Source organism: Chenggangzhangella methanolivorans (genome assembly GCF_042648545.1).
GTDB classification, from domain to species: Bacteria; Pseudomonadota; Alphaproteobacteria; order Rhizobiales; family Methylopilaceae; genus Methylopila; species Methylopila methanolivorans.
In genome coordinates this window covers 696,306-717,023 of sequence record NZ_JBHRXS010000003.1, presented here as the reverse complement: position 1 = coordinate 717,023, position 20,718 = coordinate 696,306, and the positions used below count along the sequence as shown (strand labels likewise).

22 protein-coding genes are annotated in these 20,718 nt (G+C 70.7%); 9 read left to right on the top strand and 13 right to left on the bottom strand.

Annotated elements, in window-relative coordinates:
• Positions 1–47: 47 nt before the first annotated feature.
• Entirely contained in the window at positions 48–245 is a 198-nt protein-coding gene (locus ACFOWB_RS03730) for a DUF1674 domain-containing protein (protein ID WP_261401263.1), read from the bottom strand.
• Positions 246–362: 117 nt separating this feature from the next.
• Between ACFOWB_RS03730 and htpX the strand changes: the two genes are divergently transcribed.
• The 5 genes from htpX to ACFOWB_RS03705 all read left to right on the top strand — a co-directional run bounded on the left by htpX (position 363) and on the right by ACFOWB_RS03705 (position 7,462).
• Positions 363–1,415 carry a zinc metalloprotease HtpX gene (gene htpX / locus ACFOWB_RS03725; protein ID WP_261401264.1) on the top strand — a complete coding sequence of 351 codons (1,053 nt, stop codon included), beginning with the start codon at positions 363–365 and terminating at the stop codon, positions 1,413–1,415.
• Complete coding sequence (locus tag ACFOWB_RS03720) at positions 1,412–2,782, top strand: RsmB/NOP family class I SAM-dependent RNA methyltransferase (protein ID WP_378146079.1); 1,371 nt, start codon at positions 1,412–1,414, stop codon at positions 2,780–2,782. The genes htpX and ACFOWB_RS03720 overlap by 4 nt, the downstream gene beginning before the upstream one ends.
• A gap of 138 nt (positions 2,783–2,920) precedes the next feature.
• Entirely contained in the window at positions 2,921–4,630 is a 1,710-nt protein-coding gene (locus tag ACFOWB_RS03715; RefSeq protein ID WP_378145748.1) for a heparinase II/III family protein, read from the top strand.
• Between the two features lie 238 nt (positions 4,631–4,868).
• On the top strand, positions 4,869–6,455 hold the full coding sequence (purH, locus tag ACFOWB_RS03710) for a bifunctional phosphoribosylaminoimidazolecarboxamide formyltransferase/IMP cyclohydrolase (protein ID WP_261401265.1): 1,587 nt from the start codon (positions 4,869–4,871) through the stop codon (positions 6,453–6,455).
• 230 nt (positions 6,456–6,685) lie between these two features.
• Positions 6,686–7,462, top strand: coding sequence for an SGNH/GDSL hydrolase family protein (locus ACFOWB_RS03705; RefSeq protein ID WP_261401266.1), 777 nt, complete (start codon positions 6,686–6,688; stop codon positions 7,460–7,462).
• 21 nt (positions 7,463–7,483) lie between these two features.
• On the opposite strand, the gene ACFOWB_RS03700 is transcribed toward ACFOWB_RS03705, so the two are convergent.
• Entirely contained in the window at positions 7,484–7,927 is a 444-nt protein-coding gene (locus ACFOWB_RS03700; protein ID WP_378145746.1) for a hypothetical protein, read from the bottom strand.
• 193 nt (positions 7,928–8,120) lie between these two features.
• On the opposite strand from ACFOWB_RS03700, the gene ACFOWB_RS03695 reads away from it, so the two are divergent.
• From ACFOWB_RS03695 to ACFOWB_RS03685, 3 genes are all read left to right on the top strand, one after another.
• Positions 8,121–8,441, top strand: coding sequence for a heavy metal-binding domain-containing protein (locus ACFOWB_RS03695; protein ID WP_261401269.1), 321 nt, complete (start codon positions 8,121–8,123; stop codon positions 8,439–8,441).
• Positions 8,442–8,721: 280 nt separating this feature from the next.
• Positions 8,722–9,993: a hypothetical protein gene (locus tag ACFOWB_RS03690; RefSeq protein ID WP_261401270.1), complete on the top strand. Its 1,272-nt coding sequence runs from the start codon at positions 8,722–8,724 to the stop codon at positions 9,991–9,993.
• Positions 9,990–10,973 (top strand): Bug family tripartite tricarboxylate transporter substrate binding protein, encoded by a 984-nt coding sequence (locus ACFOWB_RS03685; RefSeq protein WP_378145743.1) that lies wholly within the window; start codon positions 9,990–9,992, stop codon positions 10,971–10,973. The genes ACFOWB_RS03690 and ACFOWB_RS03685 overlap by 4 nt, the downstream gene beginning before the upstream one ends.
• A 193-nt stretch (positions 10,974–11,166) precedes the next feature.
• Here ACFOWB_RS03685 and ACFOWB_RS03680 read toward each other — a convergent pair whose 3' ends face one another.
• From ACFOWB_RS03680 to ACFOWB_RS03670, 3 genes are all read right to left on the bottom strand, one after another.
• Positions 11,167–11,352 carry a hypothetical protein gene (locus ACFOWB_RS03680; RefSeq protein WP_261401271.1) on the bottom strand — a complete coding sequence of 62 codons (186 nt, stop codon included), beginning with the start codon at positions 11,350–11,352 and terminating at the stop codon, positions 11,167–11,169.
• A 31-nt stretch (positions 11,353–11,383) separates the two neighbouring features.
• The gene (locus tag ACFOWB_RS03675; RefSeq protein WP_261401272.1) at positions 11,384–11,929 is read right to left on the bottom strand and encodes a DUF1697 domain-containing protein; all 546 of its coding nucleotides are present in this window, start codon (positions 11,927–11,929) and stop codon (positions 11,384–11,386) included.
• A gap of 172 nt (positions 11,930–12,101) precedes the next feature.
• The gene (locus tag ACFOWB_RS03670; protein ID WP_261401273.1) at positions 12,102–14,066 is read right to left on the bottom strand and encodes an acetoacetate--CoA ligase; all 1,965 of its coding nucleotides are present in this window, start codon (positions 14,064–14,066) and stop codon (positions 12,102–12,104) included.
• Between the two features lie 170 nt (positions 14,067–14,236).
• On the opposite strand from ACFOWB_RS03670, the gene ACFOWB_RS03665 reads away from it, so the two are divergent.
• A complete protein-coding gene (locus ACFOWB_RS03665) occupies positions 14,237–15,946 on the top strand; it encodes an AsmA family protein (protein WP_261401274.1) in 1,710 nt (569 codons plus the stop codon).
• 152 nt (positions 15,947–16,098) lie between these two features.
• Here ACFOWB_RS03665 and yacG read toward each other — a convergent pair whose 3' ends face one another.
• The 8 genes from yacG to ACFOWB_RS03625 all read right to left on the bottom strand — a co-directional run bounded on the left by yacG (position 16,099) and on the right by ACFOWB_RS03625 (position 20,718).
• Entirely contained in the window at positions 16,099–16,326 is a 228-nt protein-coding gene (gene yacG / locus ACFOWB_RS03660) for a DNA gyrase inhibitor YacG (protein ID WP_261401275.1), read from the bottom strand.
• A 4-nt stretch (positions 16,327–16,330) separates the two neighbouring features.
• A complete protein-coding gene (locus tag ACFOWB_RS03655) occupies positions 16,331–16,957 on the bottom strand; it encodes a Maf-like protein (RefSeq protein WP_261401276.1) in 627 nt (208 codons plus the stop codon).
• A gap of 35 nt (positions 16,958–16,992) precedes the next feature.
• Positions 16,993–17,211: a translation initiation factor IF-1 gene (gene infA, locus ACFOWB_RS03650; protein WP_128777136.1), complete on the bottom strand. Its 219-nt coding sequence runs from the start codon at positions 17,209–17,211 to the stop codon at positions 16,993–16,995.
• A 223-nt stretch (positions 17,212–17,434) separates the two neighbouring features.
• Positions 17,435–17,902: an arsenate-mycothiol transferase ArsC gene (locus ACFOWB_RS03645; protein WP_378145736.1), complete on the bottom strand. Its 468-nt coding sequence runs from the start codon at positions 17,900–17,902 to the stop codon at positions 17,435–17,437.
• Between the two features lie 8 nt (positions 17,903–17,910).
• Positions 17,911–18,411, bottom strand: a complete 501-nt coding sequence (locus ACFOWB_RS03640; RefSeq protein ID WP_378146078.1) for a UPF0262 family protein — start codon at positions 18,409–18,411, stop codon at positions 17,911–17,913.
• Complete coding sequence (gene hisD, locus ACFOWB_RS03635) at positions 18,408–19,706, bottom strand: histidinol dehydrogenase (RefSeq protein ID WP_261401278.1); 1,299 nt, start codon at positions 19,704–19,706, stop codon at positions 18,408–18,410. The genes ACFOWB_RS03640 and hisD overlap by 4 nt, the downstream gene beginning before the upstream one ends.
• 3 nt (positions 19,707–19,709) lie before the next feature.
• Complete coding sequence (locus tag ACFOWB_RS03630) at positions 19,710–20,153, bottom strand: DUF2948 family protein (protein ID WP_261401279.1); 444 nt, start codon at positions 20,151–20,153, stop codon at positions 19,710–19,712.
• Between the two features lie 91 nt (positions 20,154–20,244).
• On the bottom strand, positions 20,245–20,718 hold the full coding sequence (locus ACFOWB_RS03625; RefSeq protein WP_378145734.1) for a hypothetical protein: 474 nt from the start codon (positions 20,716–20,718) through the stop codon (positions 20,245–20,247).

Here is a 20,718-nt window from a genome sequence, read left to right as displayed (position 1 = left end):
TTACGGACGCGCGCCGAGGCTTCGGCGGCTGGCCGGTGGCGCCGTCCTCAGAAATCGCTCGCCAGCCCCTTGGCCTCCCAGTCGCCGTAGCGGACGGGGTCGGGGCCCTTGCGGCCGTCGAGCTCGCGGATCTTCGCGAGCTCGACCTCGCGCTCGGCCTGGAGCTTGCGCCGCTCGGCGGCTTCGGCGAGCGCGCGGGCCGCGGGGCCCTCGGGCGGGTTTTTCGGGGTCTCGTCGTCGGTCATCGCAGGGTCCGGATGATCGGATCGTGAATGGTCCGGCTGGCGGCGCCGGGGAAGGCTGCACATATAGGTGCGGCGCGGCCCCCGCGCGACCCGCGATGTTTTGGAGACCGAAGCCCGATGAGTTCCTACTTCCGCACGGCGGTCCTGCTCGCAGGCCTCACCGCGCTGTTCATGGGCGTCGGCTTCCTGATCGGCGGCAAGGGCGGCATGATGATCGCCTTCGTCGTCGCCCTGGGCATGAACGCGTTCAGCTACTGGAACTCGGGCAACATGGTGCTGTCGATGCACGGCGCCGAGGAGGTGGACGAACGCTCCGCCCCCGAATTCTACGGCATGGTCCGCGAGCTCGCGCAGCGCGCCGGCATGCCGATGCCCAAGGTCTACATCATGCACGAGGACCAGCCGAACGCCTTCGCGACCGGCCGGAACCCCGAAAACGCCGCAGTCGCGGCCACCACGGGCCTGCTCAACTCGCTGACCCGCGAGGAGGTGGCGGGCGTGATGGCCCATGAGCTCGCGCATGTGAAGAACCACGACACGCTGATCATGACGATCACCGCGACGATCGCCGGCGCGATCTCGATGCTGGCGAATTTCGGCATGTTCTTCGGCGGCGGCAACCGGGAGAACGGCGGCTCCCCCTTCGGCGTGGTCGGCACGATCGCGATGGCGATCCTGGCGCCGATCGCCGCCATGATCGTGCAGATGGCGATCAGCCGCGCGCGCGAATACGAGGCGGACAAGATCGGCGCGGAGATCTGCGGCCGGCCCGACTGGCTCGCGAGCGCGCTGCAGAAGATCGCGGGCGAGGCCGCGCACACCGAGAACTACGCGGCCGAGCGCAACCCGGCGACCGCGCATATGTTCATCATCAATCCGCTCTCGGGCGCGCGCATGGACAATCTGTTCTCCACCCATCCGGACACCGGAAACCGCATCGCGGCTCTGATGGAGCTTTCCCGCTCCATGGGTTCGGCCGGCTGGACGCAGCAGGCGCCCGAGCCCCGGCGCTACGAGGCCAACACTCCGCCTGCGGCGGGCCCGTGGGGCGGCGCGGCGAACGGCCAGCAGTCCTCGGGTCCCTGGGGCGGCCGTCCGGCCAAAAGCCAGGACCGCTCGTCCGACCCCTGGGGCAGGTCCGGAGACCGTCGCGAAGGACCTTGGGCCTGACCCCCCCTCCGATCCGCGGGCGGGGGCCCGTCCGGCGGCCGAGCCCGTCGTCGCGTCAGCCGCAGCCGGACCCGCCGGGCCTCGCCCCGCGCCGCGCCGCCGCCAAGCTCGTCGACGCCGCGCTGACCCGAACGCGCGCGCTCGACGCCGCGCTCGACGCCGAGCATGATCCGTCGGGCTTTCGCGCCCTCGACCCGCGTGACCGCGCGCTCGCCCGCGCGATCGCCGGGGTGACGCTGCGGCGCTTCGGAACGCTGCGCGGGCTCATCGCCGAAAAGCTCGAGCGCGGACTTCCGAAGAAATGCGGATCGCTCGAGGCGATCCTCGCCACCGCGGCCGCCCAGGCGCTCTATCTCGACGTTCCCGCCCACACGGCGGTCGACCTCGGCGTCGCGTCCGTGCGCGCCGATCCCGAGGCGCGCCATTTCGCCGGTCTCGCCAACGCCGTGCTTCGCCGGATCGCCTCCGAGGGCGCGCCCGAGCCGCAGCCGGGGGGCGACCTCCCGCCCTGGCTGAAGGCCCGATGGGAGCGCGCTTACGGCGCCGACGCCGTCGCGCGCATCGCCGAGGCCTTGGTCTGCGAGCCCGCGCTCGACCTGACGGTGCGGTCCGAGCCCGAGCGATGGGCCGAGCGGCTCGGCGGCGTCGTTCTTCCGACCGGGAGCGTGCGGCTCGCCGCCCATGGCGCGATCCCGGATCTCGAGGGCTTCGGAGACGGCCAGTGGTGGGTGCAGGACGCCGCCGCCGCGATCCCTGCGCGCCTCTTCGGCGACCTGACCGACAAGACCGCGATCGACCTCTGCGCCGCGCCGGGCGGCAAGACGGCCCAGCTCGCCGCGGCGGGCGCCGAGGTGGTCGCGGTCGACAAGTCGGCCGAACGCCTGACCCGCCTCAACCAGAACCTCGCGCGTCTCAAGCTCTCGGCCTCCGCACGGGTCGGCGACGCCGCCTCGATCGCGCTCGAGCCCGCCGACGCCGTCCTGCTCGACGCGCCCTGCAGCGCGACCGGCACCATCCGCCGCCATCCCGACGTCGCCTGGATGAAGCGCGAGCACGAGGTCGCCTCGCTCGCCAAGCTTCAGGCGCAGCTCCTCGACGCCGCCGTGAAGCTGGTGAAGCCCGGAGGGGTGCTCGTCTACGGAACCTGCTCGCTCGAGCCGGAGGAGGGCGAGAACCAGATCGCCGCGCTGCTCGCCCGCGATGCGCGCGTGTCGGTCGAGCCGGTCGCCGAGGCGGAGCTGCCGGGCCTGTCCGAGGCGATCACCGCGGAGGGTTTCGTGCGCACGCTGCCCTGCCACCTCGTCGGCGCGGACGCCCGGATGTCCGGTCTCGACGGCTTCTTCGCGGCCCGGCTGCGCGTGGGCTGACGCGCCGTCCGCGTCGACGAATCGCGACATGACCGCGCTGGTATGCGATGATTCGCGACGGTCGCCGGGGGCGGCCGCGCAGATCATGGGAGCAGTCGGCTGGCCGGGCTCGGCGAAAATCTCCGCCTCGCCGGGTATGTGGCCGCGGAGGGCGCGCGCGCGGGGCGGCGCCGTCTTGCGGCGCTCACGCGCGCGCCGCTGGCGAGCGCCGGGCGCACGCCTGAAAAGCTGCTGATCGCCCCGCAGGACCTTCGCACCACCGACCCGACCCGCGCCGGCGAGATCTATGCCGGGACCTTCGCGTTCGCCGGCAGGCTCGTCGAGGTCGGGGGCGGTTCGCCCTTCCTGATCGAGCCGCCGACGCGCGAATGGGCTTCGGCCCTCCACGGCTTCGGCTGGCTGCGGCACCTGCGCGCCGCCGACACCGCGCTCGCGCGCGCCAACGCCCGCTCGCTCGTCGACGAGTGGATGACGACCCGCGCAGGACGAGACGCCGCGGCCGCCGCCCCCGCCACGCAGGCGCGGCGGCTGATCTCGTGGTTCTGCCACTCGCCGCTGATCCTCGACGGGGCGGACCGGGCCTTCTACCGGCGCTTCCTGAAGAGCCTCGCGCGCCAGGCGCGGCAGCTCGGCTCGATCGCCTCCTCCGCCTCCGACGGGGCGCCGCGGTTGCAATGCGAGGCGGCGCTCGCTTATGCGGGCCTGTGCCTTGCGGGCGAGGCGCGGCTGCTCAAATCGGCCTCCCGGTCGCTCGGCGAGGAGATCGACCGCCAGATCCTCGCCGATGGCGGCCACGCCTCCCGCAACCCTGCGACGCTCATCGACCTGCTGCTGGATTTCCTGCCGCTGCGGCAGGCCTTCGCCGCGCGCAACGCCCAGCCGCCGCAGCAGCTTCTCACCGCGATCGACCGCATGACGCCGATGCTGCGCTTCTTCCGCCACGGCGACGGCGACTTCGCGCAGTTCAACGGCGCCGGCCCGACGCCGACCGATCTCGTGGCGACAATCCTGGCTTACGACGACGCCCGCGGGCTGCCGGTCGACGACGCGCCGCACTCCGGCTACCAGCGCGTCGCGGCGGGCGAGGCGCTCGCGCTGATCGACGCCGGCGCGCCGCCGCCCTTCGCGCTGTCGTCGGAGGCCCATGCGGGCTGTCTCTCGTTCGAGTTTTCGAGCGGGGCCGAGCGCATCGTCGTCAATTGCGGCGCGCCGCGCTTCGGCCGCAAGGACTGGGAGGACGCCGCGCGCGCGACCGCCGCCCATTCGACCGCGACGGTGGGCGAGGCCTCCTCGTGCCGCTTCGCGCCCGACGGTCTGCGGCACTTCATCGGCGCGCGCATCACCCACGGACCGTCCAAGGTGGAGGCGCGCCGCGCGACCGACGACCGCGGCGTGACCGTGACGGCGAGCCATGACGGCTATGTCGAGCGCTTCGGCCTTGTCCACGAGCGGGCGCTGACGCTGTCGCCGGACGGCCGCACGCTGTCGGGCGTCGACCTGTTCCGCGCCGTCGAGGGGCGGACGATCGAGGGCGATCCGAAGGTCGCGGTGCGGTTTCACCTGCATCCGTCGGTGCGCGCCAGCCAGCGGCAGGACGGCCAGGGCGTGGTGCTTCAGCTTCCGAGCGGCGTCGGCTGGACGCTGGCCTCTCCGTGCTTTTCGGTCACGCTCGAGGAGAGCGTCTATCTCGCCTCCGCCCATGGCGCGCGGCGCTCCGAGCAGGCGGTGATCCACGCGACGGCCCGCGGCGCGCCCTCGATCGCCTGGACGCTGGAGCGGTTGCCGGGCGAGCCCGCGCCGAAGCGCCGGATGCCTGTGGCCGAAGAGTTCGACGCGCTGCCGCTTTAAGGACAGCGGCGCCGGAATGAGGCGCGGCCTTCCCGTTCCCTCCCCCTTGTGGGGAGGGTGAGGGTGGGGGTGGTTCAGGATGGAGCGCTGGCTGTCGGCTTAGAGCTGCATCGCGCTCTTCGCCTTCTTCGGAACCACCCCTCCCCGCAAGGGGGAGGGGGAACCGGACCCGCTACGGCTTCAATCCCCCGCGCCAAAGTGCTACCGGCTCCCCCGACGCCGCCCCCCGGAGCCACAAATGTCCGAACGTCCCATCGCCCGCGCCCTCCTGTCGGTCTCCGACAAGACCGGCCTGATCGACTTCGCGCGCGCCTTGTCCGATCTCGGCGTCGCGCTGGTCTCGACCGGCGGCACCGCCAAGGCGATCGCGGATGCGGGCCTGGAGGTTCAGGACGTCTCGGACCTCACCGGGTTCCCCGAGATGATGGACGGGCGGGTGAAGACGCTGCACCCGAAGGTTCATGGCGGGCTGCTCGCGATCCGCGGCGACGCCGGCCACGAGGCCTCGATGGCCGACCACGCCATCGCGCCGATCGATCTTCTGGTCGTGAACCTCTACCCGTTCGAGGCCGCGCTCGCCCGCAAGGCCGAGTTCGACGACATGGTGGAGAACATCGACGTCGGCGGCCCGGCGATGATCCGCGGCGCCTCCAAGAACCACGCCTTCGTCACCGTAGTGGTGGAGCCCGCCGATTACGGCGCGGTCATTTCCGAGATGGAGGCGCATGGCGGCGCGACCACCGCGGCGCTCCGCCGCCGCCTCGCCGCCAAGGCGTTTTCGCGCACGGCCGCCTACGACGCGGCGATCGGGACCTGGCTTTCGGGCGTCGCCGGCGAGACGACGCCCGCGTTCCGCGCGCTCGGCGGGACGCTGGCGCAAGGGCTGCGCTACGGCGAGAACCCGCACCAGCAGGCGGCCTTCTACCGCTCGGCCGAACTCCGGCCCGGCGTCGCGACCGCGACCCAGCTCCAGGGCAAGGAGCTGTCCTACAACAACATCAACGACACCGACGCGGCCTATGAGCTGGTGGGCGAGTTCGATCCCAAGCGCACCGCCGCCTGCGTGATCGTCAAGCACGCCAACCCCTGCGGCGTGGCGGAGGGCGCGAGCCTCGCCGAGGCCTATGAGAAGGCGCTGGCCTGCGATCCGGTCTCGGCCTTCGGCGGCATCGTGGCGCTGAACCGGCGGCTCGACGCGGAGGCCGCGAGGAAGATCGTCGAGATCTTCACCGAGGTGATCATCGCGCCGGACGCCGACGAGGACGCCCGCGCGATCGTGGCGGCGAAGAAAAACCTCCGCCTCCTCGTCGCCGGCGACCTGCCGGATCCGCGCGCAAAAGGCCTTTCGATCAAGACGGTGGCGGGTGGTTTCCTGGTGCAGTCACGCGATGACGCGGTGGTGGACGACCGCGAGCTCACGGTCGTCACCAAGCGGGCGCCGACCGAGCAGGAGCTCGCCGATTTGCGATTCGCGTTCCGCGTGGCCAAGCACGTGAAATCGAACGCGATCGTCTACGCCAGGAACGGCGCGACGGTCGGCGTCGGCGCAGGCCAGATGAGCCGCGTGGACTCGGCCCGCATCGCCGCCCGCAAGGCGGGCGACGCGGCGGAGGCCGCAGGTCTTTCGGAACCGCTGACCCGGGGGTCGGTGGTCGCCTCCGACGCCTTCTTCCCCTTCGCCGACGGCCTCGACGCCGCGATCGAGGCGGGCGCGACCGCGGTGATCCAGCCGGGCGGCTCGATGCGCGACGACGAGGTGATCGCCCGCGCCGACGCAGCCGGTCTCGCGATGGTGTTCACGGGCGTGAGGCATTTCCGGCACTGAGGAAAGCGCACGGAGCTTTCCGCTTCCTTCTCCCGCGAGCGGGAGAGGGACCGGCAGGCGTCGCGCCTGTTCGTCGCTCGCCTCCTAATGATCATGTGATCATACGTAGTCTTGCGGACCTGACTCCGCCGGGCTTGGCGTGCTAAACGCCACTTCAGGGATCGGGGGACCCTTTCGCATTGAGGCGCAACGCCTTTTCCCGATGTCTCTGTTGGTGGAGAACCCGCCTGATGACGTCCGCCGTGTCGATCGCCCGTCTTGGCCTGTCGTTCGTTCTGCTCGCCGCCGTCGCGGGTTCGGCCTCGACCGAGCCTCTCGTCGCCCCCTGCAAGGTGGCTGACCAGTTTCTCTCGCTTCAGGGCAAGCTCGACCGCGCCGCCAGGCATCTGAAGGACGGCGATCCGTTCAGGATCCTGGTCGTCGGCTCGTCCTCGACCGCGGGCGTCGGCGCCACCCAACCGGCCCGCAGCTACACCAAGCGCCTCGAGGCCGAGCTCGAGCGGCGTCTGCCGGGCGTCGAGGTCGACGTGGTGGCCAAGGGCGTGGGCGGCGAGACCTCGCTCGGCGCCGAGGCCCGCATGGCCAAGGAAGTCGCGGCCGCCAAGCCCGACCTCGTGATCTGGCAGATCGGCACCAACGACGTCTATCGCAAGATCGACCTCGCGACCTTCACCAACACCGCCCGCGAGGGCCTCGCGGACATCGCCGCGGCCGGCGTCGACGTCGCGCTGCTCGACCCGCAATACGTTCCCCAGGACGAGGCCGCCTACAGCCCCTATCTCGAGGCCATCACCAAGATCTCGGCCGAAACCGGCGTGCCGGTGGCGCGCCGCTTCGACGCCATGCGCGCGGTCGCCAAGGCCGGCGGCGCGGCGATGATCTCGAAGGATCGCCTGCATATGAACGACGAGGGCCACGCCTGCGTCGGCGCGTTCCTCGCCGAGGCGCTCGACCGCAAGCTCGCCCCGCTGCCGCCGGCGATCGCCGAGGCGCATCGCCCCACCTGAGCGGCGGGCCCGGCGGCGAGGTCAGTCGACCGGCGCGGAGCTTGTCTTGGCCGTCAGCTCGATCCGGCCGACCGCGTATGATGCGTCCGTCGGCGCCTTTCGCCATTCGAGCGTGCCGCGCATGAACGTGCTGTTGCTGACGAACGCTCCGCAGGCGAGCGGAGACACGGTGGTGTTGCGCCCGAGGTAGCAGGTCGCGCCGGGGGCGAGGTCGAAGCCCTCCGGGCTTCCGCAGGTGGTCGCGTCCGGGGTCAGCACGGCTCCCGAAGAGTCGAGGATGCGCTGGCCCTTCACCCTCACCGTGCGCTTGCCGACATTGCTGAGATAGCACGTGGCGTTGGCGTCGATGACGTAGCCCAGCATCGGCGAGGCGAAGACGGTGAACTCCGCGGCCCGAGCCGGCGCGCCGACCGCCGTCGTCGCGAGCGCGCAGAAAAAAGCGGGCCAAAATCGTTGGCTGGGCATGGGGAGCGTCCTGGATCGCGTGGAAAACGTCGCGACCCTGGACAGGCCGCGGAATGCGATGACGCGCCCATCACGCCGGGCAGGCATCATGACGCCGCGGAAAATTCCTGCGTGAAAGCGCTTCTTCGCGGGGCGACGGACGGGCGCCGCAGACCTATGTCCCGCGCGACGCCGATCCGTCAGGGAGACACGCATGCTGGTGACCACAACCACCACCGTCGAGGGCCGCCGCATCGTCGAGTATCAGGGGCTCGTCTCCGGCGAGGCGATCCTCGGGGCCAACATCTTCCGCGACATGTTCGCGGCGATCCGCGACGTCGTGGGCGGCCGAGCGGGGTCCTATGAGAAAGAGCTGAAGCGCGCCCGCGACATCGCGATCGAGGAGATGGTCGAGGAGGCCCGCGCCCGCGGCGCCAACGCGGTGATCGGCGTTGATCTCGACTACGAAACCGTCGGCAAGGAGGGCTCCATGCTGATGGTGACGGCGTCCGGCACCGCGGTGACGCTCGGGTGAGGGCGGCCGAGCGGAAATGAACTGCGTGCTTCGAGACGCCCGCCTTTCAGGCGGGCTCCTCAGCATGAGGACTGTTTGTATTGCTCAACCGACCTCATGCTGAGGAGCGCCGAAGGCGCGTCTCGAAGCACGCAGTCGGGATCCGTCGCGCCTTCCCTGAGACCCGCCCCACCCTTACCCTCCCCTGTCTCAGGGGAGGGATGCTGAACGGCCATTGCCTGAAGCGTTTCGCGCCCGAAAATGCGGCTACCCTTCCCGATGATCCGGAGCGCCCGCATCGATGACAGCCGCCGCCGCGCCCTACGTCGCCGAGCGCGCCGACGCCTACTTCCTGAAAACCGCGGACATCGTCGCAGGCCTCGGCGACGCGCGCGTCACCTATGCGGTGTTCTTGCGCTCCGACGCCGTCGTCGCCCTCGACCGGGCGATCGCGTTTCTTCAGGAGGCCTATCCGGCCGCCGCCGCCATCCCGCTCGAGATCACGCGGCCCGCGCCTGAGGGCGCGCTGCTCGCCTCGGGAAAGCCGATGCTCTACGTCGCCGGCTCGCTCGTCGCGCTCTCGCCGATCGAGACCTTGCTGCTGCAACGCGTCGGCTTCTCCTGCGTCTCCGCCTACAACGCCTTCGCGATGTGCCGGGCCCTGCCCGAGACCGAGTTCATGGCCATGGAGGCGCGGCACACCAGCGGCGACGACATGCATCTGTCCGCCTCCTATGGCGCGTCGGTCGGCTCGAGGATCGCCAAGCTGATGGGCGCGAAGGGGTTCGTGGGCACGTCCACCGATCTCGCCGCGCCGCTGTTCGAGACCCCGCGCGGCATCGGCACCATGCCGCATTCGCTGATCGGCTACGCCAAGGCGCGGATGCTCGCCGAGGACCGAGACCCCGCGGCGGAAAGCGCGACGCTGGAGGCGACGAAGCTTTACGTCGCCCAGTTTCCCGACGAGGCGAGCTACACGGTGCTGGTCGACTATGACGGCCGCGAGGTCAGCGACGCCCTCGCGGTCTGCCGCTGGTTCTATGGCGAGGACGGCTCGGCAGCCTCGGGCAAGCGCCTCGCCTTCCGCATCGACACCCATGGCGGCCGTCATCTCGAGGGGCTCGACTGGGACGAGAGCGTCAAAACCCTCATGAAGTGGACCCACCGTCACACGCCGGGCGAGGTGGCCAAGCTCGCGCTCGCCGGCTTCGACCTCGAGGAGCTCGACGGCATGACCTCGGACGAGGTGCGCGACAAGTTCCTGTTCGGCACAGGCGTCACCGCGGCGGCCGTCATCGCCTTCCGCAAGGCGCTGGACGACGCCGGGTTCAAGGAGCCGAGAATCGTCGCCTCCTCGGGCTTCGACACGCTGAAATGCCGGGTGTTCGGCAATCTCTCGGTCCCGGTCGACATGGTGGGCACCGGCTCGTTCCTGCCCTCGCGGCTCTCGCGCGCCTACGCCACCGCCGACATCGTGCGCTACGAACTGCCGGACGGGCAGGGCGGCTGGAAGAGCTTCGACCTCGTGAAGGTCGGCCGCGAGTTCCTGAAGCTGAACAGGCGGACGCCATGACGGCGATCGACCGCCGGACGCTTCTGGCGCTGACCGCGGCCGCGCTCGCCGCCTCGCCGGCCCGGGCCGCCACGGGGACGCTGATCGTGCCCTATCCGCCCGGCGGGGCGGTGGACATTCTGGGACGGCTGATCGCCGGGGCGCTGGAGCCGAGATTGGCCAAGACCATGGTGGTGGAGAACCGCGGCGGAGCCGGCGGCTCGATCGGGACCGGCGCGCTCGCCCGCGCCGCGCCCGACGGGGAGACGCTCGGCCTCCTCAACGTCACCCAGATGATCGCGAACAAATACCTCTACGAGCGGCTGCCCTACGATCCCGACGCCGACCTGACCCCCATCACCCGGTTGGCCACCGGCACGATCCTGTGCGTCGCCAACAAGGAGGCGGCGGGCGCGAAGCGCTGGGGCTCGTTCCGCGACATGATCGCGTGGTCGAGCGCCCATCCCGACGAGACGCGGATGGGATCGTCGGGCGTCGGCACGATCAGCCATCTCGGGATCGAGCTCGTGAAGGCGCGCACCGGCGCCTCGATCCTGCACGTGCCCTACAAGGGCGGCGGCCCTGCGATCGTCGATCTGCTCGGCGGCGTCATCGACATCATGTTCGACGTGACCCCGGCGCTCGCCCCGCTGGTGCGCGACGGCCGGGTGGTTCCGCTCGGCGTGGGCTCGCTCGAGCGCATCGCGGCGTTTCCGGACGTCCCTTCCATGAAGGAGTTCTCCGACATCGGCCTCGGCGAGGTCGACATCCAGACCTGGTACGCGCTCGCCGGACCGAAGGGCCTTCCGGAGGAGGCGCGAGACGCGATCTTCGCCGCGGCGAGGGACGCGATGGCCGACGCCGGCGTGCGCGGGAAGCTGGAGCCCGGCGGCTTCACGCCGCTGGTCGACGCCTCGCCGGAAGCCTTCACAAGCGTGATCGCGGACCAGAACCCGTATTGGAAGGAGCTGGTGAGGTTGTCGGGGGCGAGGCTGGAGTAGGGGCGGCGCTCGCCCCCTCCACCGTGCTCCGCACGGTCCCCCTCCCCCGCTGCGCAGGGGAGGATCCGCGCACGAGCGGCGCAGCTTCTTAATCCTCTTCCGCGAAGCGGGGAGGGGGACCACCCGAAGGGTGGTGGAGGGGGCAGGCGCGGGTCCTCAACGTCAGGCGGCGCCTTCCGAGCGTCCGGATCTCTCAGCTTTTGTCCGGGTCGAGATCCGGAAACTGCTCGATGATCGGATGCTGCAGTTCGATGTAGAGGTCCGCCATCATTCCGCCGAGCGGCCTGCGGAGCGCGGCTCGTTCCTCAGTGTCGCCGAGCGCGTCGAGGGCGACGCCGACTGCGTCCATCGCATCGCCGAGCGCCAGAAGGCCTTTCATCAAAGCTTCGGCCTGTTCGCGCGTCATCCGATCACCCCGACGGCGCCGCCATCTCCGCGAGCTTCCGCACCGTGTTCCAGTTGCGGCTCGTGTGGCGGCAGCCGAACATCTTGTTGAGCACGGCCGGCGTCAGCTTCGAGCGGCCGGCCCCGCCCTCATAATCGAGATAGGCGCGCCGCCCGTCGAGCCGCCCGCGCTCGGGTCCCTCCCAGCCGGCGAGCGCGTCAGCTGCGCCGGCGCGGGGCTCGTCCTCCAGAAACGCCACATGCAGCAGGTTCGGCCGCGCCGACGCCGCCTCGGGATAGGGGTTCTGGGCGATCGCCTCAGCGAGGTCCCCATGGGTTCGCAGGATCACGTGGTTCTGCGTCAGCCCGAAACGCTCGCGCAGAAGCTCGACGAGCAGCGCCTTGGCCTCCTGCTCGGAGAGGCCGGTTTCGAACACGAGATTTCCGCTCGCCACATAGGTCGCGACGCGTTGGAGCCCTGCGGCCTCGCAGGCGGCGCGCAACTCCGCCATCGGGAGCCTGCCCGCTCCGCCGACATTGATCGCCCGGATGAGCGCGACGAAGACAGGCATGCGTTTCTCCCAAGCCTTGCGGAGGAGCCGCCGCCGTCATCCCGGCCGAAGAGCCGGGATCCATGAACACGACCGCCAGCAAACTCGTGCGCCGGCGTCGATTCTGGATCCCGGGTCAGGCCCGGGATGACCGGGTGAGGCTCCCGCGCCCAAGTTCGCGATGACGGCGGTCTCAGCCCTTCAACGCCTCGAGGTCGGCGAACAGGTCGAGCGCCTCGGGGTTGGCGAGCGCCTCCTTGTTCTTCACCGGGCGGCCATGCACCACCTCGCGCACCGCGAGCTCGACGATCTTGCCGGACTTGGTGCGGGGAATGTCGCTCACCGCCACGATTTTGGCCGGCACATGCCGCGGCGAGGCGCCTTCGCGGATCTTGGTCTTGGCGCGCTTGATGAGATCGTCGTCGAGAACGACGCCCTCCTTGAGCCGCACGAACAGCACCACGCGGACGTCGCCGTCGAAATCCTGGCCGATGCAGAGCGCCTCGAGGATCTCCTCCATCTTCTCGACCTGGGCGTAGATCTCCGCCGTTCCGATGCGCACCCCGCCGGGATTGAGCGTCGCGTCCGAGCGGCCGTGGATGATCATGCCGCCATGCTCGGTCCACTCGGCGAAGTCGCCATGGACCCAGACGTTCGGAAACCGGTCGAAATAGGCCGCGTGGTATTTTTCGCCGTCCGGATCGTTCCAGAAACCGATCGGCATCGCGGGAAAGGCCTTCACGCAGGAGAGCTCGCCCTTGCCGCGCGCCATCGGCTCGCCGTCGTCGTCCAGCGTCGCGACGGCCAAGCCCAGCCCCGGCCCCTGGATCTCGCCGCGCCAGACGGCTTGCATCGGGTTGCCGAGCACGAAGCAGGAGCAGATGTCGGTGCCGCCCGAGATCGAGGCGAGCTGGATGTCGGTCTTCACCGCCTCATAGACCCAGTCGAAGCTCGCGTCGGCGAGCGGCGAGCCGGTCGAGGCCATGGCGCGCACGGTCTCGAGGCTGTGGGTGTCGCGGGGCCGAAGAGCCTGCTTCTTCACGCCGTCGATCCACTTGGCCGAGGTGCCGAAGAACGTCATGCCCTCCGCGTCGGCGAAGTCGAACAGCACGTTGGGGCTCGGATGGAACGGCGAGCCGTCGAACAGCAGCAGCGTCGCGCCGGCGGCGAGGCCTGCGACCAGCCAGTTCCACATCATCCAGCCGCAGGTGGTGAAGTAGAAGACGCGGTCGCCTTCCCGCACGTCGGCGTGCAGCACATGCTCCTTCACGAGCTGGAGCAGGCTGCCGCCGGCCGAATGCACGATGCATTTCGGCACGCCGGTCGTTCCGGACGAGAACAGGATGTAGAGCGGCGCCGAGAACGGCATCGGCTTGAACGTCGGCTCCTTGGCCTCGAAGCCCTCCAGGAAGCCGTCGAGCGAGACCGCGTTCTTGAGGCCGCCGGCCACCTCGTCGGCGGCGCCGAGATAGGGGACCACGACCGTCTTCGCGACCGTCGGCAGCTGGTCGACGATCGGCTTGAGCTTGCTGGCGATTTCAATTCGTTTGCCGGCGTACCAATAGCCGTCGACCGTCACGAACACCTTCGGCTCGATCTGGCCGAAGCGGTCCAGCACGCCGCGCTCGCCGAAGTCCGGCGAGCAGGACGACCAGATCGCGCCGAGCGAGGCGACCGCGAGCAGGAACGCGATGGTCTCGGGCCGGTTCGGCATCATGGCGGCGACGCGGTCGCCCTCGCCCACGCCCGCCGCTTCCAGAGCCTGGCTGATGCGCGAGACCAGCGCGCGGAGTTCGTCGAAGGAGAGCCGCGCTTCGGCCTTGTCTTCGCCGCGGAACACAAGCGCGTCATCGCTCCCGCGACGTCGCAGCAGGTTCTCGGCGTAGTTGAGGCTCGCATTGGGGAAGAACCGCGCGCCGGGCATGGCGTCGCCGTTCTCAAGCACGCCCTCGCCCTTCTCGCCGATGATCCCGCAGAAATCCCAGACGAGGTCCCAGAACCCTTCGCGGTCCTCGATCGACCAGGCGTGCAGCGCGGGGAAATCGTCGAGCGTCCGGCCCGACCGACGCGCGGCTTCCCTTGCGAAGCGCGCCGTGTTGCTCGCCGCCGCGCGTTCGGGAGACGGGGCCCAGAGCGGGCTGGCGGGCGCTTCGGTCATGGGCGAAATCCGTTGAGGCGAGTGGGCTTCGGGCTCGTTATAGGCGCGGCGGCGAGGTCGGTAACGGCGTTCGGCGCCTCAAAGTTGGCCAGTGCGGTGCGCTGCGATATAAGCGGCGGCCTGCCAGCACGTCGAGCGGTTCGAGAATCGCTCGCGGAGGAGCCCGCAACATGCGTCGCGCCGCCCTTGGTCTGGCCGGGGCCGTGGCGATCGCGGCCGCGGCCGCCTCGTTCGCCGTCTCTCGCGCGCCGCTCGACGGAGCGGGAGACCGGCTGATCGCCGAACTCCAGCACGCCACCGGACTCGAGGTCCGCGTCAACGGCGCGACCGCGGTCGAGCTGTTCCCGTCGCCGCGGGTGCGGGTCGACGGGGTGAGCCTCGCGCGCCCCGGCGAGGCGCCGTTCGCGGCCGCCCGCGGGCTCGTCGGGCGCATCAGCCTCTCGGCTCTGCTGCTGGGCCGGATCGAACTCGCGGAAGTGACGTTCGACCAGCCGCAGATCGCGCTCGACCGCGCGCCCTTCGCCAATGTCGCGACCGCGCTGAGGGCGCGGACCGCCGCGACGCCGCCCGCCATCCGTCTCGCGGACGGCCGCCTCGAATGGCGCGGCCGGGTGGTAGACAAGATCGAGGCCGGGCTCGCGCTGCCGCGCGACGGCGGGCCGCTCGCGCTGTCGGGCTACGGCCGCTTCGCCGACCGGCAGGTCGAGGGCATGATTCAGCTCGCCGACGTCGGCGCGTTCGCGCGGCGCGACAGCTCGCCGTTCCGCGGCCGGTTCGAGGGCGGCGGCGCGCGCGTGCTGTTCGACGGCGAGGCGGTCGACGACGGCGCGGGCGTCCGGCTGACGGGCGACGTGAGCTTCCGGGCCGACGCCCTCTCCTCGACCTTGCGCTGGTTCGGCTTCGGCCCCCGGCTCGACCGCGCGTTGGGGGCGGAGGTGTCGTTCGCCGGCCAGGGCCAGCTCGACGGCGCCGGGCTCCAGATCTCCAACGCCGAGCTTGATCTCGGCGGCGAGACCTTTCTCGGGGCGGGGCGGCTGACCTCGGGCGCGGGCGGGCTCGCGGTCGAGGCGACGCTCGACGCGGGATCGGTGGATCTCGGCCCCTATTTCGACCTCGTCGCCCCCGACGCGCTCGCCGACGACGGCCGCTGGAGCGTCGCCTCGCTCAATTTCGGCAGCCTGCGGGGCTGGACGCTCGATCTCAGGCTCTCGGCCGACGCGTTGAGGCTCGGCGGCCTCAGGCTGGAGCAGCCTGCGGTGACGGCCGTGGTGGCGAATGGCGGCCTTGATCTCTCGATCGGCGAGGCCTCGGCCTATGGCGGCGCGGTCGGCGGCCGGCTGTCGCTCGAACCGGACGGGGACGGCGCTGTGATGCGCGTCGAGGGCGCGGCGAGCGACGTCGCGCTCGGCGACGCGCTGGAGGCTGTGTTCGGCCGCAAGCCGATCGCCGGCCGCATGACGGCCGAGATCTCGCTGGAGGGCCGCGGGGCCTCGCCGGTGGAGCTCGCGGCGGCGCTCGCCGGCCGCATCGAGGCGCGTCTCGCCGATGGCGCGCTGGAGCGCGTGAGCCGCAGCCGCACGCTCGCGCTCGCCGGCCTGACGGGCGAAATCGCGTTCTCGCGCGCCGAGGCGCGGATGACGGTCGCCAACGGCGTGGCCAAGGCCGATCCGGTCACCGTCGAGGGGCCGCGCGCCTCCTTCGCGCTGGCGGGCGAGGCGTCGCTGATCGAGCGCACGGTCGCGCTCCAGGGCTTCGTGAAGCCGTCCGAGGGCGGCTGGACGCTGCCTGTGCGCGTCGAGGGGCCGCTGTTCGCGCCCAAGCTCCGTCCCGACCTCTCCGGCCGCGCGCCGCGCGGCGAGGCGTCGAAGCTCGAGCGCTAGGCTTTTCTGAGGTCGATCCGGCTCACCGTCGTCATGCCCGGCGGCAGCCGGGCATCCACGACTTTCTGGATCGTCCAGCTCTACGCCGAAGTCGTGGATACCCGAGCAAAGCTCGGGCATGACGCAGCGGTCCGACTTGAAATCATCAAGCCTTAACGATCGCCCTCGTCGAGGGCCCGCGGCGGCGTCTCGGTCTCGTCGTCGTCCTGCTCGGCCGCAGGCGCTGCGTAGACGCCCGCGAACCATCGCGACAGGTCGACGTCGGCGCAGCGCTTCGAGCAAAACGGGTGATAGGGCGCGAGCGACATCTTGCGGCAGATCGGGCAGGGCCTTGGGGGCTTGGCCGGTCGCGAGTCGGTCGGGCGGGGCGGCTCGCTCATCGCTTCAGCTCCGCGCGAGCCAATCCTTGTGGATCGGATAGCCTTCGCCGACCAGAAGATTGGCGGTCTCGTAGAGCGGCAGGCCCACCACCGCGCCGTAGGAGCCCGAAAGCTTGGCCACGAAGCAGCCGGCCAGGCCCTGGATCGCGTAGCCGCCGGCCTTGCCGCGCCATTCGCCGGCCGCGACATAGGCCTCGATCTCGAGATCCGACAGACGCTTGAAGCGCAGACGGGTCTCGACCACGCGGCTGCGGAACGAGCCCTTGACGGTGGTGAGACACAGCGCCGTCGAGACCCTGTGGGCGCGGCCCGACAGCAGCTCGAGGCAGCCCGTCGCCTCCTCCACCGTCTCGGCCTTGGGCAGGATGCGGCGACCGACCGAGACCACGGTGTCGGCCGCGAGGATCAGCGCGCCCTTGAGCGCCGGATCCTGGCCGATCATCCGGTGGGCGGCCTGCGCCTTCTCCTCGGCGAGCCGCAGCGCGAGCGTGCGCGGCCGTTCGTTGCGGCGCGGGGTCTCGTCGAGCGATGTCGGCAGAAGCTGGTCGGGCGTCACGCCCATCTGCTCGAGCAGGGCGAGGCGGCGCGGACTCGCGGAGGCGAGGACGAGCTTCGGGCGGTCCTTGGCCATGGGCGTCCCGTACGGCGCGTCGCGTCAGCGACCGCTCACTTGAACCGGTAGGTGATGCGGCCCTTGGTCAGGTCGTAGGGCGTCATCTCGACGAGGATCTTGTCGCCGGCCAGAACGCGGATGCGGTTCTTGCGCATGCGGCCCGCCGTATGGGCGATGATCTCGTGGTCGTTCTCGAGCTTCACGCGGAAGGTCGCGTTCGGCAGCAATTCGATGACGGTGCCCGGGAATTCGAGCAGTTCTTCTTTGGACATGTGGTCTCGATGTGTCGTGTCGCTGTCCGGTCGCCCCAGATGACCGGTTGAAAGGCCGTCGGTCGGCGCGCGCGGCTCGACGGAGCGGGCTCGTGCGATGGACGGAGAATTGAGGCCTGATAGCCGAAACGGCCCGCCGCCACAACAGCGGCCGGCGCGCGGCGACAGCCTGAGATAGGCGCCGGGGCCGCGAACGCCAAGCGCCGGACGTCGCTTCGACGTCTCAGACCCGCGCCTTGGCCGCGAAGCGGAAGCGGTCGCGGATGCGGTCGTCGAGCGTGTCGCGGACGTTGCGGTAGGCTTCGAGCGTCTGGTCGCGCGATCCGCCGGCGAACATCGTGGGGTCGACCGTCGGCCAGTATTCGACCTCGACGGCGTAGCGCGCGGTGAGGTCGAGCGCCGCGTGGTGGGCCTCCGGCGCAAGCGTGACGATCAGGTCGAAGTTGAGGTCCTCGAGGTCTTCCAGCGAATGCGGCCGGTGCTTGCCGATCGTGAGGCCGATCTCGTCGAGCGCGGCCGATACGAACGGATCGTTTTCGCCAGGCCTCACGCCCGCCGAGGCGACGTAGAGCGAACGGCCGAAATAGTGCCGGGCCAGCATCTCGGCCATCACCGACCGGATGACGTTCTGCCCGCACATGAAGAGCACCGATTGAGGTCGGGACTGTCCCGGCGGGCTGTCGTCCGCCATGGCCCGCCTCAGCCCTTCCAGCTCAGGGCTGCGATCAGTGTGAAGAGACGCCGCGCGGTCTGCTTGTCGATCGCGATCTTGCCCCTGAGGCGCTCGACCAGCACGTCCGCGCCCTCGTCGTGCAGCCCGCGCCGGCCCATGTCGATCGCCTCGATCTGGCCGGGGCTCGCGGAGCGGATCGCCTCGCGGTAGCTCTCGCAGACGAAGAAGTAGTCCTTGAGGATCTTCCGGAAGGGCGACAGCGACAGGAGATGCGTCATCGCCTCCTCGCCGCCTTCCGGCGCGACCTTCAGCGAGAGCTTCTGGTCGACGAGCGAGATGTGCAGCGTGAAGGGCCCCTGATGGCCGCCCTCCGGCGCGAAGCTGTTGTCCTCGATGAGGTCGTAGATCGCGACCCGGCGCTCGTGCTCGGCGTCGGGCGAGGCGGCCGCGCCGATCGAGCCGCCGTCGAGCGTGACGGCGACGAGGCGGTGGTTGTTCGCTCCGTCCGTCATCGCAGGCTCCTTCAGCCGCCGGGGTTCATGCGGATCGCGACGGAGCGGGCGTGGGCCTGGAGCCCCTCCGCCTCGCCGAGCGCGATCGCGGCCGGGCCGATCAGCCGAAGCTGCTCCGGCCCGCAACGCAGGATGGAGGTGCGCTTCACGAAGTCCAGCACGCCGAGCCCCGAGGCGAACCGCGCGGTGCGCGCCGTCGGCAGCACGTGGTTCGAACCGCCCACATAGTCGCCGATGGCCTCCGGCGTGTGGCCGCCGAGGAAGATCGCGCCGGCGTGGCGGATCTCGCGGGAAAGGCGGTCGCCGTCCTCCGCGATGATTTCGAGGTGCTCGGCCGCGATGCGGTTGGCGAGCGGCACGGCGTCGTCGATCGCCGCGACCACGATCACCGCGCCGTGGTCGCGCCAGCTCGCGCCCGCGATCTCTTCGCGCGGCAGCGTCTTCAGCTGGCCCTCGACGGCGCGCTCGACGGCGGCGGCGAGCGCCTCGTCGTCGGTGATGAGGATCGACTGCGCCGAGGCGTCGTGCTCGGCCTGCGCGAGAAGATCGGCGGCGATCCAGTCGGGGTTCGCGGATCCGTCCGCCACCACCAGCACTTCCGAGGGGCCGGCGATCATGTCGATGCCGACCGTCCCGAACACGCGCCGCTTGGCGGCCGCCACATAAGCGTTGCCGGGGCCGACGATCTTGGCGACGGGCGCGACGGTTTCGGTGCCGTAGGCCAGCGCCCCGACGGCCTGCGCGCCGCCGATGCGGAACACCTCGTCGACGCCCGCGAGTTCGGCGGCCGCGAGCACCAGCGGCGCGAGCTTGCCGTCAGGCGAGGGCACCACCATCGCAAGCCGCGCGACGCCCGCGACCTTGGCGGGAACGGCGTTCATCAGCACCGAGGACGGATAGGCCGCGGTGCCGCCCGGCACATAGAGGCCGACCGAATCGAGCGGGGTCCAGCGATGGCCGAGCTCGACGCCGATCGGGTCGATATAGGTCTCGTCCGACGGCATCTGCTTGGCGTGATGGGCCTCGATGCGGTCGCGGGCGAGCGTCAGCGCGTCGAGCGTCGCGGGATCGCACTCGGCGCGGGCCGCCGCGATCTCCGCGGCCGTGACCTTCATGCCGACCTTGTCGAGGTCGATGCGGTCGAAGCGCTTCGAATAGTCGATCACCGCCGCGTCGCCGTGCTTTCGCACGTCGTCGAGGATGGCGGCGACCGCCTGGTCGACGTCCTCGGAGACCTCGCGCTTCTGCGCGAGCAGATCCGCGAAGCGGGCTTCGAAATCGGCGTCCTTGGACGAGAGCCTCACGGCCATGGATCAGGCCTCTCCTTCATGCGCGGGCGAGGCCTTGGCGGCCCAGACGGGGCCGAGGTCGGCGGCCTGCGCCTCGATGCACTCCACCTCGAGGCGCAGCGAGGAGCCGCCCGAGAACAGCAGCTCGACGACGCCCGACGGCTCCTCGGACGGCGAAAACGCGATCGCCAGAAGGTTCAGCACGGTCTCGGGCGCGGAGCGGTCGACGCCCCTGGCCGAAACCTTCAGCACGCGGTCGAAATGGCCGGCGGCGCGGCGGCGGCGGGTCTCGCCGTCGACCCTGCGGTCGATCCGGTTGCCCACGAATGCGAAGCGCTTGTCGCGCGGAAGGAAGACGAGGTCGCCCACCCGCACGACGAAGTCCTGAAGATGCGCCGACAGCACCTCGAGATCCTCGGCGTCGAGGGCGACGAGACGCAGGGGCGCGTCGGCGGAAGGGTCGGGCATGGAACTCGATGCGGCTTGAGCGTGGATCAGGTTCGGCGAGGTCGGTTGAGAGGTAGCCGGGGCGCATCCGCGACGCAATCGCGTCGACCGGTCAGAGCCATTTCCACTGCTTGCGGACCACGACGCCAGCGCTCTCGCCGGGCCAGAGGTGGACCACGTAGAGGTCGTCGCCGTCGAACCGGTCCTCGCTGATCGTTCCGAAGCCGCTCGCGACGACGAGGGCGCGCAAGGGCCCCGCGGGCACGGCGATCGGCGAGTCCTGGCCCTCGTGGGAGGTGCAGCCGCCGACGATGATCTCGCCCGCGGTGACGATGCCGCACTCCGCCGCATGGTCGGCGGCGTCGAGGTCGATCGCCGGCTCGGACTCGTGGAGCTCGACGCGAAACGCCGTGTTCATGTCGCGGGCGGTGCAGACGATGACGACGCCGGGGCCGGGATTGACGCCCTGCGCCAGGATCTCGTCGGTCCACTGCGTCGGATAGTCGGCGACGAAGTCGAGCTTGGAGTCCGCGACGTAGATCTGGTGGTAGTCGGCGAAGAGCTCGCCCTCGAAGAGGACCGCCAT